This is a genomic window from Aquiflexum gelatinilyticum (assembly GCF_024741135.1).
Lineage (GTDB): Bacteria > Bacteroidota > Bacteroidia > Cytophagales > Cyclobacteriaceae > Cognataquiflexum > Cognataquiflexum gelatinilyticum.
Genome location: NZ_JANSUY010000021.1, coordinates 1 through 14,677 on the forward strand (window position 1 = coordinate 1; position 14,677 = coordinate 14,677).

14 protein-coding genes are annotated in these 14,677 nt (G+C 41.0%); 7 read left to right on the top strand and 7 right to left on the bottom strand.

What is annotated here, in order from left to right:
* Nucleotides 1-8 precede the first annotated feature (8 nt).
* Together NU887_RS17755 and NU887_RS17760 are read right to left on the bottom strand one after the other, a co-directional pair.
* Nucleotides 9-758, bottom strand: coding sequence for an energy transducer TonB (locus NU887_RS17755; RefSeq protein ID WP_258424727.1), 750 nt, complete (start codon nucleotides 756-758; stop codon nucleotides 9-11).
* A 20-nt stretch (nucleotides 759-778) separates the two neighbouring features.
* Nucleotides 779-1,387 (bottom strand): hypothetical protein, encoded by a 609-nt coding sequence (locus tag NU887_RS17760; RefSeq protein ID WP_258424728.1) that lies wholly within the window; start codon nucleotides 1,385-1,387, stop codon nucleotides 779-781.
* A gap of 172 nt (nucleotides 1,388-1,559) precedes the next feature.
* On the opposite strand from NU887_RS17760, the gene NU887_RS17765 reads away from it, so the two are divergent.
* Nucleotides 1,560-2,369: an ion transporter gene (locus tag NU887_RS17765; RefSeq protein ID WP_258424729.1), complete on the top strand. Its 810-nt coding sequence runs from the start codon at nucleotides 1,560-1,562 to the stop codon at nucleotides 2,367-2,369.
* 6 nt (nucleotides 2,370-2,375) lie between these two features.
* On the opposite strand, the gene NU887_RS17770 is transcribed toward NU887_RS17765, so the two are convergent.
* From NU887_RS17770 to ileS, 4 genes are all read right to left on the bottom strand, one after another.
* Nucleotides 2,376-3,062, bottom strand: a complete 687-nt coding sequence (locus NU887_RS17770) for a potassium channel family protein (RefSeq protein ID WP_258424730.1) — start codon at nucleotides 3,060-3,062, stop codon at nucleotides 2,376-2,378.
* A gap of 16 nt (nucleotides 3,063-3,078) precedes the next feature.
* On the bottom strand, nucleotides 3,079-4,887 hold the full coding sequence (locus NU887_RS17775; protein ID WP_258424731.1) for a TrkH family potassium uptake protein: 1,809 nt from the start codon (nucleotides 4,885-4,887) through the stop codon (nucleotides 3,079-3,081).
* 98 nt (nucleotides 4,888-4,985) lie between these two features.
* Nucleotides 4,986-5,633: a lipoprotein signal peptidase gene (locus NU887_RS17780; protein ID WP_258424732.1), complete on the bottom strand. Its 648-nt coding sequence runs from the start codon at nucleotides 5,631-5,633 to the stop codon at nucleotides 4,986-4,988.
* Nucleotides 5,634-5,707: 74 nt separating this feature from the next.
* Entirely contained in the window at nucleotides 5,708-9,094 is a 3,387-nt protein-coding gene (gene ileS / locus NU887_RS17785; RefSeq protein ID WP_258424733.1) for an isoleucine--tRNA ligase, read from the bottom strand.
* Between the two features lie 247 nt (nucleotides 9,095-9,341).
* On the opposite strand from ileS, the gene NU887_RS17790 reads away from it, so the two are divergent.
* From NU887_RS17790 to NU887_RS17800, 3 genes are read left to right on the top strand one after another with little or no spacing between them, the layout of a single operon-like run.
* A complete protein-coding gene (locus NU887_RS17790) occupies nucleotides 9,342-9,623 on the top strand; it encodes a type II toxin-antitoxin system RelE/ParE family toxin (RefSeq protein WP_113923748.1) in 282 nt (93 codons plus the stop codon).
* A 13-nt stretch (nucleotides 9,624-9,636) separates the two neighbouring features.
* A complete protein-coding gene (locus NU887_RS17795) occupies nucleotides 9,637-9,927 on the top strand; it encodes a HigA family addiction module antitoxin (RefSeq protein WP_258424734.1) in 291 nt (96 codons plus the stop codon).
* A complete protein-coding gene (locus tag NU887_RS17800; protein WP_258424735.1) occupies nucleotides 9,924-10,376 on the top strand; it encodes a DUF1569 domain-containing protein in 453 nt (150 codons plus the stop codon). The genes NU887_RS17795 and NU887_RS17800 overlap by 4 nt, the downstream gene beginning before the upstream one ends.
* Before the next feature lie 24 nt (nucleotides 10,377-10,400).
* On the opposite strand, the gene NU887_RS17805 is transcribed toward NU887_RS17800, so the two are convergent.
* On the bottom strand, nucleotides 10,401-11,753 hold the full coding sequence (locus tag NU887_RS17805) for a deoxyguanosinetriphosphate triphosphohydrolase (protein WP_258424736.1): 1,353 nt from the start codon (nucleotides 11,751-11,753) through the stop codon (nucleotides 10,401-10,403).
* Between the two features lie 125 nt (nucleotides 11,754-11,878).
* Here NU887_RS17805 and NU887_RS17810 point away from each other — a divergent pair, with 125 nt between their 5' ends.
* The 3 genes from NU887_RS17810 (at nucleotide 11,879) to ribD (ending at nucleotide 14,657) form a co-directional block, all read left to right on the top strand.
* The gene (locus NU887_RS17810) at nucleotides 11,879-12,703 is read left to right on the top strand and encodes a DUF4382 domain-containing protein (RefSeq protein ID WP_258424737.1); all 825 of its coding nucleotides are present in this window, start codon (nucleotides 11,879-11,881) and stop codon (nucleotides 12,701-12,703) included.
* A 176-nt stretch (nucleotides 12,704-12,879) separates the two neighbouring features.
* On the top strand, nucleotides 12,880-13,626 hold the full coding sequence (locus NU887_RS17815; RefSeq protein ID WP_258424738.1) for a DUF4382 domain-containing protein: 747 nt from the start codon (nucleotides 12,880-12,882) through the stop codon (nucleotides 13,624-13,626).
* A gap of 5 nt (nucleotides 13,627-13,631) precedes the next feature.
* Entirely contained in the window at nucleotides 13,632-14,657 is a 1,026-nt protein-coding gene (gene ribD, locus NU887_RS17820) for a bifunctional diaminohydroxyphosphoribosylaminopyrimidine deaminase/5-amino-6-(5-phosphoribosylamino)uracil reductase RibD (RefSeq protein WP_258424739.1), read from the top strand.
* Nucleotides 14,658-14,677: the final 20 nt, after the last annotated feature.

Here is a 14,677-nt window from a genome sequence, read left to right on the forward strand (position 1 = left end):
GCTAGTTATTATCCAAGTTTAAATCTGATCGGAACCCTCATACTCATCCTCACAGGTTCTCCATCCTTGGTCCCGGGATTCCATTTGTAAGGATATTTTGTGACCACCCGTAAAGCTTCCCTCGCCAATAGTTCGTGAACTTCCTCCGGATTTATAACTTCTGCCTCTTCTATATTACCTTCTTCATCCACAATAAAATGGATGTAAACTGTTCCCTCAAAACCGGCCCTTCTGGCATCAATCGGATAGATCAGGTTTTTGCCAAGGAATTCATTCCATCCTTCCAATCCTTTCAACGCCATTGGGCTTACAAAAATTGTAGGAGGTACTTGATTGCCCGATTCATCATAGTATGTTTCTTCAAATACTTCTTTATTCCTGGTCTTGGTGAGGGATCTAATGTTTCCACTTTCAAAGTATTCAGTTCTTACTTTTACTACTGATTTGATATTTTCCTGCTCGATATATTCTAACACTCCCTTGTCTGAATATCCTTTTTTTAGTGCTCTGATAATGTTTCCAAGACTATCCTTTGAGAAAACATTTTCTTCCACCATGATCTTTTCCATTGTAAACACTTTTTCAACCAAAGTTCTCTCTCCTCCATTTTCTTGTATCAAGTAAAATTGGGGTTCATATTTTTTGGTATCATAAATCGGCTTTCTGAATTTGTTCAGATATATCAATTCCTGGGCTGTTGAGCTGAAGATCAAGGAAAATGAAAATATAAAAATTGCTGCTATGTGAAAGATTTTCATTCGGATGGTATTTTTGAATTTTACTGTACTTTTTCTTCAATGTTTTTTTTCGCTTTCGGTGGCTTACAATCTTTGCAGAAATCTCCCAATTCAGCAATTTCAGCCAAGACTTCTTGATGAAGTTCTTTTAAAACTTCTGATTTTATTCCGAGATTGCTTACCTCCCCTGCCTCTGAATGCCTTTCATTCAATTCTGATTGGATTTCATTATAAATCGGTTGGAAAAAAGTCGGATTGGAAAAGGCTCCTTTATTCTCATATAATTTTTGTCTGAATTTCCTTGCATACAGTTCCACCAAGTCAAATTGGTAATTGGCAAATGCCAATAAACTGTTTGCAATTTCAAGATTCGGAGCAACCAATACAGCAGCATTTTTATTAAATGTATTTGTGACTTTTGAATTAAAGTTCTTGGTAAACATCCATTCATAATTAGTCATTTGGAATGAAAATCCCATTCCGGCAGTGGAATTGATCTGATAAGTATCCCCAAATCCGATTTTTGTTTTTTTGGAAAGAAAATCATCAAAAGTCAGTTCATATTCCGGGCTCCAATCAATGATCTGCTGGGCTATAGTAGAATAAAGAGTGACAAAAAAAAAGAACAGAACGATGAATGAATTTTTCATATTTTGGGGGATTAAAGGTGCCAATTTAGTTGAAAATTTGATATTCAAACAGTGTTGGATTAATTTTTTAATAAAGAGATAAAGCGATTTTAATTTGCCATTTTCTTGATGTAAAATGTGCTTTTATTGGAATTATTACTCTATCAGGCTAAATTCGGATAAACCGATTCCTATGGCAATTTTTCCTTCCAAAGCCCGCTTGGCGCATATTGTTTTTGAACATAACGACAGGGCTTCACGTAATTTTGATGTATTTATTTTGGTCTTGATTTTGTCGAGTGTAGCGGTGGTCATATTGGATTCGGAGCCGTCGATCAACAAGAAATACCATGATATCCTTCATTTGTTGGAATGGATTTTTACAGCCTTATTCACTGTAGAATATATTCTGAGGCTATGGCTGAGCAATAGAAAATGGGGATATATCACCAGCTTTTATGGGATTGTTGACCTACTGGCGATTATCCCGAGTTACCTCAGTTTGTTTTTGTTGAACACGCAGTTTTTGGTCGTGATACGAGGGTTGAGGTTGTTGCGGGTTGTCCGGATCCTCAAACTTGGCCGCTATGTCAAGGAAGCAGAAACTTTGAAAAGTGCTTTGAGAAGCAGCAGGGCCAAAATCCAGCTTTTTGTAGGATCAGTTTTGACAATAGTATTGATAGCCGGGACCCTGATGTTTATTGTGGAAGGGCCGACAAGTGGATTTACCAGCATACCGATTGCGATGTATTGGGCCATCGTGACATTGACTACAGTCGGTTATGGAGATATCACGCCGGTGACAGCTTTGGGCAAATTCATCTCCGCCGTCATTATGCTTTTGGGTTATGCGATAATCGCTGTTCCCACAGGGATTGTGAGCTCAGAACTGACCCAAGTCAAAAGAGACCAAGCCGATGGTAAAAAGAAAAAATGCGGCACATGCGGGAATTTCAATGAGGCAGATGCCAATTATTGCAAAGTATGCGGAGAGGGATTTTAGGTCGGTTTAATCCATACTCAGGACTGTTCTCAGGTCTTTGATATGTCCAAATAGCAAAAGGATATCACCTTCTTCGATTTTGGTATTTCCCGTGAGTACGCCCTGTACCTTTTTTACTTTAGTTTTGTTCCCAAAAATGTTGGCCTTTTCCTCCATTTTGATAATGGTGAGGATATTGATATTGTAATTTTGCCTGATTTCGGTTTCTGCCACGGTCAGACCCACGTAACGGGCTGGAGTTTTCACTTCAATGATATTATAATCCTCTGAGACATCCAAAGAGTCCAAAACATCCTTCATCTGAAGTTTTTTTGCCATTCTTTCTGCAGAATCTTCTTCAGGATGAATGATTTCGTCCACACCGATAGCATTAATGACAGTTTCGTGGACTTTGTTGATCGACCTGCTGATCAGTCTTTTGACTTTCAGTTGTTTGAACAAAGCCGTCACCATGATGGAAGCACCAAAATCCTCTCCAATGGCGACAATGACAACATCCGCATCTTTTAAAGGCAGCGTTTTAAGCGCCTGTGCATCTGTGGCATCCATCATGATGACGTGTGTGATGCTGTCCTTGAAAAATTCGATTTTTGATTCCCGGGTATCAATCCCAATCACCTCATGACCCAAATTAGTCAGACGGGTAGCGAGATAACCTCCGAAATTTCCCAAACCAACGATGATATATTTCATAACTAAAGGATTTAAATCAACTTATAAAGACACTTTCCTCAGGATACTTATAATTTTGGCTCCTCGCTTTTTTGACCACGGCCACGAGTACTGTCAGTGTCCCTACCCTGCCCAAAAACATGATCAGGGTCACTACGATTTTGCTGCCCGTGGACAAACTTGCGGTTATGCCCAAGCTTAATCCTACTGTGGAGAAAGCTGAAAATATCTCAAATGCCACATCAAGAATATTCATTTCAGGATTGAAAAGCATTACCAAAAATACCCCCAAACCAATAACAAGAAAAGAAAGTTGGATTACTGCGAATGCTTTTTTGATGGTGTCGCTGCTGATTTCCCTGCTGAAAACTTCCACCCTTTCTTTTCCTTTGGCCACACTTAGGGTGTTGAGAACGGCTACTGCAAAGGTACTCGTCTTGAGTCCACCTCCCGTGGAACCGGGAGAGGCACCTATCCACATCAAAATCAGATAGATTAATATCGTAGGTAAAGCTAATGCTGACATGTCCACCGTGTTGAATCCTGCCGTCCTAGGAGTGACCGAACCAAAGAATGCAGTTACAAATTTACCATATCCCGTTAATCCTTTGAGGGTATATTCAGATTCGAAATAGTAGTAGGAAACAAAGCCAATACACAATAAAATGAAGGTAGTGTAGACAATCAACCTGATATTGATATTTACCACCCTTGGAACATGTTTGAATTCTGTGCCTTTGAAGATCATTTTACTCGTGCCTACAAAAACATGTTTGAGATAATTGATATAGCCAACGACTACCGGAAATCCGATTCCCCCAATAATAATGGTCAGGGCGATGATCAGATGGACATTGTATTGTAGTCTAAATCCCGATTCATACAATCCATTCTGTAAGGTGGAAAATCCGGCATTGCAGAATCCGGATATAGCATGGAAAACAGAGAAGAACAGCCTGTCTCCCGCCCCTTGAAACAAACCTTTGTCCACAAGAGAATAGACAAGCAGAGCTGCGACTCCTTCAACCACAAGAGTAAATACGATGATTTTGACAAGGGTGGAATTGATTCTACCAATATTATCCTCGTTGATGTAGTCTTTGAGAAAAAGCTGATTTTGGAGTGAATAGCCCCCTTTGAAAAAGAATCCAAAGAAACTCGTAAATGTCATCATTCCCAATCCACCAACCTGGAAAAGAACCATGATGATGAATTGCCCCATAAATGTAAAGTCCTTGGAGGTATCCAATACAATTAGACCGGTCACACACACTGCAGAAGTCGAGGTGAATAACGCATCTACAAGTGAAATCCCGTTTTTTGTCGCATTTGGGAGCATCAGCATTCCCGTACCAATGATGATGACAAGCAGGAAGCTCAAAATGAATACCACAGCAGGATGTACTTTCAGCTTATTGATCGCCAAACTCAACCTACTCAATTCGATCAGAAAAAGGATGAAGATAAGCAGGTTTACCAAAAAAGACTTTATCTGAAGATTTGCAATCCTAAAATCTTTATCAAGCTGAATACCTGTAAGGTTCAAGACTGCTGCTGTAAGCAAAAAAAGGATAATGGATATTTCGATGATTAATCTGGGAGTCTTGTATTTTTCAGATTTTGAAAACAGCCGGATGGTATAGCCTACAGAAAGTGCAATCAACAAGATATTATAAAAAACCGCGAGTTTGCCGCTTTGGACGACTTTGCTGAAACCAATATCAAAAACCAAAATACCAAAAGCGAGGAAACTTAAGACTTGTAATATTTTATCATTCCAATAAAAGACTTTTTTGGTAAGGTTGATTTTTTGGTCAGGGTTCTGAATAAAAGGGAACTCAGGCATAGGTTGGATAAGTCTCGAAATGTAGAAAAAATTTAGGGAACACTTGAAACAATAGGCCAAAAAAAACCCTTCAGAATTTCATCTGAAGGGTTTTGGAGTCAGGCGTTTTCTTCGCCTTCTATAAACTGTTTTTGGATTTCATCCACATCTTCTTCTTTCTTGGGAGCGATTTCCTCTTTGAAAAATCTTCCTTGGAATATCAGAATGATAGTAACTCCTACAAATATCGAAGCATCTGCGATATTGAAAATCGGCCAAAGGGCAGTATAACTTCCGCCCCATATCGGTACCCATTCCGGAATAAACCCTTCCCAGATATCAATATAAAACATGTCAATCACCTGACCGTGAAGCCAAGGGGTAGGAGCGTTGTATGGCGCATTGTTCAGCCAAACACCATAAAATACACTGTCCACCAGGTTTCCTATCGCTCCTCCCAAAATCATGGAAATACAGACGATATAAGCAGGATGAAGATTTTTCTTGATGATGTAATAGAGGTAGTATCCTATCCCAAACATGGCGATCAACCTGAAGGAGGTAAGCAGAAGTTTTCCATATTCGGATCCTATCTGCATCCCAAAAGCCATCCCGGGATTGGTGGTATAATGTAGCTTAAACCATTCTCCAATGACCTTAATCTGACCAGGTGTCCCAAAATCCATCTCGTAATGGACAATCATTTTGACAGCTTGGTCAATGATAATCACCAATAGGGCGATTCCAAAATATTTCAAATACTTCATCGATAGCATTATAAAGCCACAGATTTAAGGATTTTTTATAGAATCTCCCCTATCTGTGGCGTGTTAATTTGATTTTATACTTTCTCTACCTTGACTGTCAACTCAAAATCATCCATGTCAAGTTTGGTTCCGTCACTCACCGAACCGTTCACTTCCAACGAGAGCGCCTGTGTTTCGGTTTGGATGTAAGTTGCAAAATTTTCCAAAGCGCTATTGACCATGTCATCATGTTTGGCCACTTTGATGGTGATTTTGTCCTGAACTTCCAGACCCATGTCCTTACGAAGATTTTGGATCCTGTTGACCAAGTCTCTTGCAATTCCTTCCTGCTTCAGTTCTTCTGTCAAAGTCACATCCAAAGCCACCGTCACCCCATAATCAGACGCTACAGACCAACCAGGGATATCCTGCGAAGAAATCAATACATCCTCCAAAGTCAATGCAACTGTTTCTCCATCCAAATCAAGATAATAAGTGCCTTCTTTTTCGATTGCGGTAATTTCTTCTTTTCCCCAAGCATTAATCGCAGCAGACACCTGCTTCAATTTCGGACCAAATCTTTTTCCTAAAAGCGCAAAATTTGGCTTAACAGATTTTACCAAAATACCGGAAGTGTCATCTATATATTCAATGTCTTTGATATTGACTTCAGATTTGATTAGGTCATCTACATGTTGGATCTGTGCTTTGGTTTTCTCATTCAAAACAGGGATCAATACTTTTTGTAGAGGCTGTCTTACTTTGAGTTTTTCCTTTTTCCTCAGCGAGTGCACCAAAGAAGAAATATCCTGCGCCAACTGCATGCTTGCTTCTAGGTCTTCTTTGATCAGGTTTGGATCAGCATCATTCCAATCTCCCAAGTGGACGGATTCAGGCAAAACCTGTCCCGCTTCCCTGCTACTTTCAGTGAGGTTTTGGTACAACCAATCAGCGTAGAACGGCGCAAAGGAAGACATCAACTGCGCAAGGCTTGCCAGACATTCATACAAAGTCTCATAGGCTGCCTGCTTGTCTTTGTTGATTTCTCCTCTCCAGAATCTTTTCCTAGCCAGTCTTACATACCAGTTGGAAAGCTGATCGACCGTGAAATTCATGATCGCACGGGTTGCCTTCGTGGCATCGTAATTGTCCATGGCCGCTTCCGTTTCGGAGATCAGGGACTGAAGCTTGGAAATGATCCATTGGTCCAGTTCCGCTCTTTCGATTATAGGTACTTTTTTGGCAGGATCATAGACAAAATGATCCAGGTTGGCGTAGAGGGCAAAGAAATTATAGGTGTTTTGGAGTGTACCAAAGAATCTCCTTTGTACTTCCGCAACTCCTTCAAGGTTGAATTTCAGGTTGTCCCAAGGATTGGCATTGCTCAGCATATACCACCTGAGCGCATCTGGGCCATATTCATTCAGGGTTTTGAATGGATCAACAGCATTGCCCAATCGCTTGGACATTTTGTTGCCGTTTTTATCCAAGACCAAACCATTGGCAATGACATTTTTGAAAGCAACCGAATCGAAGAGCATCCCCGCGATGGCATGCAAAGTAAAGAACCAACCCCTCGTCTGATCCACGCCTTCGGCAATGTAATCTGCAGGATAATTGGCTTTGAAGATGTCCTCATTTTCGAAAGGATAATGCCATTGTGCATAAGGCATTGCCCCGGAATCAAACCAGACATCGATCAAATCCGGTTCACGAAACATTTTTTCTCCTTTCGGCGACACCAACACCACATCATCCACATATGGACGGTGGAGGTCAATTTCTTTTCCTTCAAAAGGAGAAGCTGTCATAAATCCTTTAGAAATGGACTTCGCCATTTCTTCATTCAGTTCTGCGATCGAACCGATGCACTTCTCTTCGGTTCCATCTGCTGTTCTCCAGATCGGAAGCGGCGTACCCCAAAATCTGGAGCGGCTTAGGTTCCAATCCACCAGATTTTCTAGCCAGTTGCCAAATCGGCCTGTACCCGTTGCTTCAGGTTTCCAGTTGATGGTTTTGTTCAGTTCTACCAATCTGTCCTTGTAAGCTGTGGTTTTGATAAACCAGCTTTCCAAAGGATAATAAAGGATCGGCTTGTCAGTCCTCCAGCAATGCGGATAGGTGTGCTCGTATTTTTCTACTTTGAAAGCCTTGTTTTCATTCTTCAATATGATGGAGATGATCACGTCGGTGTTTTTGTACTCCTTGTTGCTCTCATCGTCTTCGAGGTAATTTTTGACATAGAAATCATTCGCTCCCAATTCCTTGTGGGCGCTGATGCCATGTTCTTTCATTTTTGCAGCAAGGTACTCACCGACAACAGGCAGGAATTTTCCTTGTCTGTCTACGACCGGAATCTCATTTCCCAAGTCGTCTTTGACAAAAACTCCCGGAATATTTTGTTGAACCAAAGTCCTGAAATCGTCCGCACCGAAGGCTTTTGCCAAGTGCACGATTCCGGTACCGTCTTCAGTCGTGACATAATCCCCTGCCACTACTGTAAATGCAGGGTTTGGCAATGCCAAACCTTCGATGGGGAAAAGCTGCTCATATTCCCAACCCAAAAGATCTTTGCCTTTGTATTCCTCTATGATCTCATAAGGGATCAATTTGTCTCCGGCTTTGAAATCCGACATGGCTATTTCCAGCGCTTTTGGATTGAGGTAGGCGCCCATTCTGGCTTTTGCCAATATGACATTGACCGGTTCGAAGGTGTAGGGATTGAAAGTTCTGACTTTGACATAGTCAAGTTTTTCGCCGATGGCCAAAGCCGAATTGGAAGGCAAGGTCCAAGGTGTGGTCGTCCAGGCAAGGATGTAGGTATTGTCCTGCCCTTTGACTTTGAACTGCGCCGTGATGGAAGTGTCTTTGACGTCCTTATACGTACCGGGCTGATTGAGTTCGTGCGAACTCAGACCTGTACCTGCCGCAGGAGAAAAAGGCTGAATCGTATATCCTTTATAAAGCAAGCCTTTGTCATACAGCTTCCTCAAAAGGCTCCAAAGACTTTCAATATATTTTGGCTCGAAAGTGATATAAGGATCATCCAAATCTACCCAATAGCCTATTTTCTCGGTGAGGTCATCCCATTCATGTTTGAAACGCATGACCGTCTCACGACATTTTTGGTTGTATTCTTCGACGGAGATTTTTTTTCCGATATCCTCTTTGGTGATGCCGAGTTCTTTTTCAACCTGCAATTCCACAGGAAGTCCGTGTGTATCCCAACCCCCCTTTCTTTTTACCTGAAATCCTTTGAGTGTTTTGTACCGGCAGAAAATATCTTTCAAGGTCCTTGCCATCACATGGTGGATACCAGGCGTACCGTTGGCGGACGGTGGTCCTTCAAAAAAAGTGAAGGTTTCGAAACCCTCTCTGTTGTCCACAGATTTTTTAAAAATGTCATTCTCTTTCCAGAATTGGAGGATATCTACTCCTATTTTGGGATAATCAACTTGTTTGAACTCCTGGTATTTTTTCACGGTATTCCTTGGGGTTTTATTTTTTCCCACCCAAAACTCCAGATTTCTGAATTGATCCTTGGGTGGATTTGTCTATATGAAAAGGGTCAAATAACTAACCCTTTCAAAAGCAGGCACAAAGTTAAGAGATTTTGGGGTTAAGAAGGAATACTTTAGGAAAATGATCATCAGGACATATTTTATTTAATGAAGGTTTGTGAAAATTAAACCAATTACTTATGTTTGACGTAAGTAAACTTATTTTTGAATGATCAACTCATTTGGCAGCAGGGAAACAGAAAAAATTTGGCAGGGAGAAGTTTCCAAAAAGCTTCCATTTGAAATCCAAAATACGGCAAGGCGAAAGTTGAGAATGATCAATAACGCAGCAAACATCAATGATTTGAGAATTCCGCCGGCAAATCATTTGGAAAAATTGAGCGGCAACCTTGTTGGATTTTATAGCATCAGAATAAATGATCAATGGAGAATTATATTTCAATGGGATGGTAGCCACGCCAATGAAGTGGAAATCATAGATTACCATTAAGCAATATTTGAGTATGGAAAAATTGAATAATATACATCCGGGAGAAGTTTTGAAAGTGGAATTTCTCGAGCCATTGGGACTGACAGCTTACAAGCTGGCCAAGGCGATATTCATTCCCCAAAATAGATTGAGTGAAATCATACATGGTAAAAGGAGTATTTCGGTAGATACAGCCATAAGGTTTTCCAAGTTTTTTGGAACAAGTCCTAAATTTTGGCTTGGCCTTCAGATGGATTATGATTTGGAGGAAAAGAAACTGGAGGAATCCTCGGATATTCAGGAAATTAAAGCATTTCAAGAATGAGCAAAACGATCCTTTCCTCCCAAGCAGTCAATGAACTTCTTGTCAGAACAGAAAAATTGAATCCCGATATTAAAGCCAATTGGGGTCTGATGACCGCTACCGAGATGCTTGTCCACTGTAATTTGGCACATCAGGGAATTCTCAAAGCTCCCAAATCTGACAAAAGCGCGACATTCAGACAACTGATGTTCAAGTTTGTCTTCTTCAATATCAGAAGTGAATTCCCAAAGCTGGCCAAAGGTCCAAAGAGATTTCAAACTGCAGGAAATGCTCCGGACGCTTCCTTTGAAGAAGAAAAGTCAAAATTTGTTCACATCCTGAGCAAATTTCCTAAAATAGATTATGCCTTGGATGCGTCCCATCCCGTTTTTGGTCCACTGACCCACCAGCAATGGGGAATATTTGTGTGGAGGCATGTGGACCACCACCTCAGGCAATTCGGAGTTTAAATCGGTAATTTTTTTCTGTTTGAATCAGGTGCCCGGAAGTGAAATACCTTTTACTCTCCGGTAAAGGGATAGCGCGTACCTGTCCGTCATTCCTGAAATAAAATCCACCAAAGCCCGAAGCAACGGATAGGGATTGACTTTGATTTCCCATCCATCTAAAGGGAAATCTTCTGGCAGCAACCTCAGGATACTTTTGTCTTTGCCTGAATACAGTTCGGTCTGATAGAATTTATGGTTCAGCGCTTTTGAAAAAACTTCAAGCAATCCCTCCAAAACCTGAAAACCTGCAGCTTCTTTTTCCAAAACAGGTTTGGACCTGTAGATTTTTTTCACAGAAAGGTGGGAGATTTTTTCAAGCGGTTTGGCGGATGGAATAATGTCAGTGAGAGCCTGGTCAAAGTCGCCGCTAAGAATCGCCTCTTCATTGGCACAAAAAGCTTCCACCGCTTCGCTGATCAGACTTCCGATCGTCATGGCCCTCAGAATGGCCAATTTTTGAGAGTCTGTTTTGTATTTCTCTAATTTTTCAGGTTTGAATTTGTCCCCCAATATCTCGGCAAGCAATTCAACGGTCTGCTCAATACTTACCAAACCCATGGTGCAGCCGTCTTCGAGGTCAATGATGCTGTAGCAGATATCATCGGCTGCTTCCACCAAAAAAGCAAGTGGATGCCTCAACCAACATTCTGCGTTTATTTTGGTCAGACCCAATTCTGAGGCGAGTTGGGCGTAGTCTTTTTGCTGGTCGGTAAAGAACCCAAATTTCTTCTGACTTCTGCGGTTGTGGTCTCTTTTGAAAATATGGGATGGCCTTGGATATTTTGTAAAGGCAGCCAAGGTTGCATACGAAAGTTTCAATCCGTTATCCTTGGAAACCAACATCCTAAAGCCCTGGGCATTTCCTTCAAAATTTGTCAAATCATCCCATTCATGGGGTTTGACATGGGTGCGCCAAATGAAACCATAAGGATGATGCTTGAAAAAATCAGAAATAGCTTCCTCACCGGCATGTCCAAAAGGTGGATTACCAATATCATGTGCCAATGCCGCTGCTGCCACGATGGCACCAAAATCAGAGGAATGGATACCTTTTTCGGCGAGATTGGGATATTTATTGATGAGGTATTCACCGGCGGATTTTCCCAAAGACCTGCCTACGCTGGATACTTCGAGGCTATGGGTAAGTCTGGTATGGACAAAATCATATTCAGGAAGCGGAAAAACCTGGGTTTTGTCCTGAAGATTTCTAAACGGAGCAGAAAAAATGATCCGGTCGTAATCTATTTCAAACTCACTTCTAAAAGATTCAGGTGAGGAATTTTCTTTTTTCGAAGAATCAAACCTGTCCGAACTCAATAATTTTTCCCAATTCATCATCTCCAAAAATACTAAAGCTATGTGTTTTAAGACCAATCATCGTCAAAAAATTAACCAAGAAATCATCTTGGCACAATGATTGGAAGTATGGCTACAAGTTAAAACCCATTTAAATTTTAAATTTTATGAAAAAACACATTTATTCTATCTCAGCAATGTTGGCTACAGTGTTCTTTTTGGTCTCTTGTGATGACGAGGATGACATGCAATCCTCTGCTAATGCAAAAGTGAATGTTTACCTGATTGACGCACCCGCAGCTTATGATGAAGTGTGGGTTGAGGTATTGGGAGTCGAATTTCTTCCAAAAGGCGAAAGTGAAGAAAATGGAAGTGCATGGATTACTTTGGGACATGAAGGAGAAGATAAAAAGCTTAATCTTCTTTCTTTGGTAGCTGATAACCCATTTTACTTTGGAGAAATTGAAGTCCCTGCAGGGGAAATTTCCCAAATAAGGTTATTGCTAGGCGATGACAATTACATCATGGATGGGGAGCAGCGCATAGACCTTACCACTCCTAGCGCCCAACAAAGTGGATTGAAATTGAAAATCGACAAACCATTAGAGGCAGGAATTTCTTATGATTTGGTGATAGATTTTGATGCTTCAAAATCGATTGTGAAAGCTGGGAATTCAGGTAATTATATCCTTAAGCCTGTTTTGAGAGTGATTGCGGAAGCCTCAGCTACTATTGAGGGTACCGTATTGCCATTGGAGGCATTTCCTGTACAGGTTTCAGCCATTATTGATGAAGACACCGTGGGCACTTTCACAGACGAGAATGGCATGTTCATGATCAGAGGATTGAAAACAGGGAGTTATTCTTTGCTCGTAGAACCTAATGAATTGTATCAAGTCAAAAAAATTGAAGGAGTAGAAACCACAATTGGGGTGGTTACAAAGCCGGAACCTATCCAACTTGATTTGGTTGTAATTGATACAGAGAATTAATCCTCATCATCTCATATATTTAATGTGAAAGACAGAGAGCCCGAAGTTGAAAAACTTTGGGCTTTTTTATTTCGTAGATGTCAAACTCCCATTGTGATAACTTTTCCTATTTTTGAAGTGTGAAAAAATTCTCTTTATTCATCCAGATTTTTATTTGTCTGTTTCTAACTTCCTGCATGACAGATGGAGAAAGAAGTACTGCGCTTGTCAACGTATTTGTGATTGATGCGCCGGGAGATTTTGAAGAGGTTTGGGTGGAAATTTTGGGTGTGGAAGTCAAAACCACCGGTACAAGGGGTCAGGACAATGCAAATCCTATCTTTTTTGAAAATGTCCAAAGCAATAAACAGGTCAACCTTTCAAGCCTTATTTTGGATAAACAGTTTTTGGTAGGTAGGGGAGAATTATTAGTTGGAGCAATCACAGAATTGACCTTAAAGTTGGGGACAGACCATTATGTCGTCATTGATGGAGCAAGGATTCCTTTGGTGATTGAAAATATTGAGAATCAAAATCCTTCCTTAACAGTCAATTACCCTTTAGATCCAGGAATTTCTTATGATATCTTTATTGATTTTGAAGTTTTTAGATCAATTACAGCCTCACCCAATCCTGCAAATGGCTTTGTTCTGAAGCCCAAACTTCGTTCCTTCACGAGGGCAGATACCGGAGAAATAGCCGGTTCAATTCTTCCTGTAAAGGAAAATGCGGTCGTCTATGCTATTCAAGGAAAGGACACCGTTTCCTCCACTGCTATTGACCTTGCAACAGGAAAATTCAAACTGAGAGGTGTTTTGGGAACCCATACCGTTTCGATCATTCCTTTCAATACAAACTATCAATCGGAGACAATCCCCAATGTCAATGTTGAAAAACGGGAAATTACCCAAATAAATGCCATTACACTCCGGCTAAAACCATAATTCCCATGACTCAGGATGAATTGTACATGCGAAGAGCCATAGAATTGGCGGAGTTGGGGAGAGGGAATGCAAGCCCAAATCCCATTGTCGGTTGTGTCATTGTGCATGAAAATACAATCATTGGGGAAGGATACCATCAGGTTTATGGAGGTCCACATGCCGAACCCAATGCCATCAATTCGGTTGCGTATCAGGATTTATTATCGGAATCGACTGTTTATGTATCCCTTGAGCCCTGCGCCCATTGGGGCAAAACTCCTCCTTGCGCCAATCTTTTGATAGAAAAAAAGGTGAAGAAGGTTGTGATTGCAGCGGTCGACACCAATCCTTTGGTGGGAGGAAAAGGGATTCAGCTTTTGAAAGAAGCAGGAATTGAAGTTGTATCGGGAATTTTAGAAAAAGATGTAAGGGAGCAGAACAAGCGCTTTTTTACTTTTATCGAAAAGAAAAGACCTTATGTTATTCTCAAATGGGCCCAAACCCGAGATGGTTTTGTAGCTCGGGAAAACTTTGATTCCAAATGGATCAGCAACCAATATAGCCGACAGCTTGTCCATAAATGGAGGTCTGAGGAAGATGCCATCTTGGTCGGAACTTCCACTGCCAACTATGACAATCCACAGTTGAATGTGAGGGATTGGGAAGGAAGAAATCCACTTCGGATTGTTTTGGACCGAAACTTGACTTTAGATCCAAATCTGAATCTTTTCGACCGCAGCCAAAAAACGATTTGCTACAATCAGGTCAAAACTGAAAATTCAGAGAACCTTGATTTGGTAAAATTGGATTCAGGATTTGGCTTGGAGAAGGTTTTGGAGGATTTGTACCAAAGGAAAATCCAGAGCCTAATCGTTGAGGGAGGGGCACAGGTTTTGAAAAGTTTTATTGAAAATGAACTTTGGGACGAGGCTCGGGTTTTTACAGGTCAGGTCCAATTTGGAAAAGGCATTCCGGCACCCTTGATCAAAGGTAAATTGCTTTCCGAATCAGAAATCGTGGGGGATAGGTTGGCTGTCTGGGAAAGAAATTGAAAGATAATTCAAATTATTCC

Coding starts and splice junctions, on each gene's coding strand:
- NU887_RS17755 (WP_258424727.1), bottom strand. CDS start 758: ATGAAAATCTTTCACATAGCAGCAATTTTTATATTTTCATTTTCCTTG.
- NU887_RS17760 (WP_258424728.1), bottom strand. CDS start 1,387: ATGAAAAATTCATTCATCGTTCTGTTCTTTTTTTTTGTCACTCTTTAT.
- NU887_RS17765 (WP_258424729.1), top strand. CDS start 1,560: ATGGCAATTTTTCCTTCCAAAGCCCGCTTGGCGCATATTGTTTTTGAA.
- NU887_RS17770 (WP_258424730.1), bottom strand. CDS start 3,062: ATGAAATATATCATCGTTGGTTTGGGAAATTTCGGAGGTTATCTCGCT.
- NU887_RS17775 (WP_258424731.1), bottom strand. CDS start 4,887: ATGCCTGAGTTCCCTTTTATTCAGAACCCTGACCAAAAAATCAACCTT.
- NU887_RS17780 (WP_258424732.1), bottom strand. CDS start 5,633: ATGAAGTATTTGAAATATTTTGGAATCGCCCTATTGGTGATTATCATT.
- NU887_RS17790 (WP_113923748.1), top strand. CDS start 9,342: ATGATCAACTCATTTGGCAGCAGGGAAACAGAAAAAATTTGGCAGGGA.
- NU887_RS17795 (WP_258424734.1), top strand. CDS start 9,637: ATGGAAAAATTGAATAATATACATCCGGGAGAAGTTTTGAAAGTGGAA.
- NU887_RS17800 (WP_258424735.1), top strand. CDS start 9,924: ATGAGCAAAACGATCCTTTCCTCCCAAGCAGTCAATGAACTTCTTGTC.
- NU887_RS17805 (WP_258424736.1), bottom strand. CDS start 11,753: ATGATGAATTGGGAAAAATTATTGAGTTCGGACAGGTTTGATTCTTCG.
- NU887_RS17810 (WP_258424737.1), top strand. CDS start 11,879: ATGAAAAAACACATTTATTCTATCTCAGCAATGTTGGCTACAGTGTTC.
- NU887_RS17815 (WP_258424738.1), top strand. CDS start 12,880: ATGACAGATGGAGAAAGAAGTACTGCGCTTGTCAACGTATTTGTGATT.
- ribD (WP_258424739.1), top strand. CDS start 13,632: ATGACTCAGGATGAATTGTACATGCGAAGAGCCATAGAATTGGCGGAG.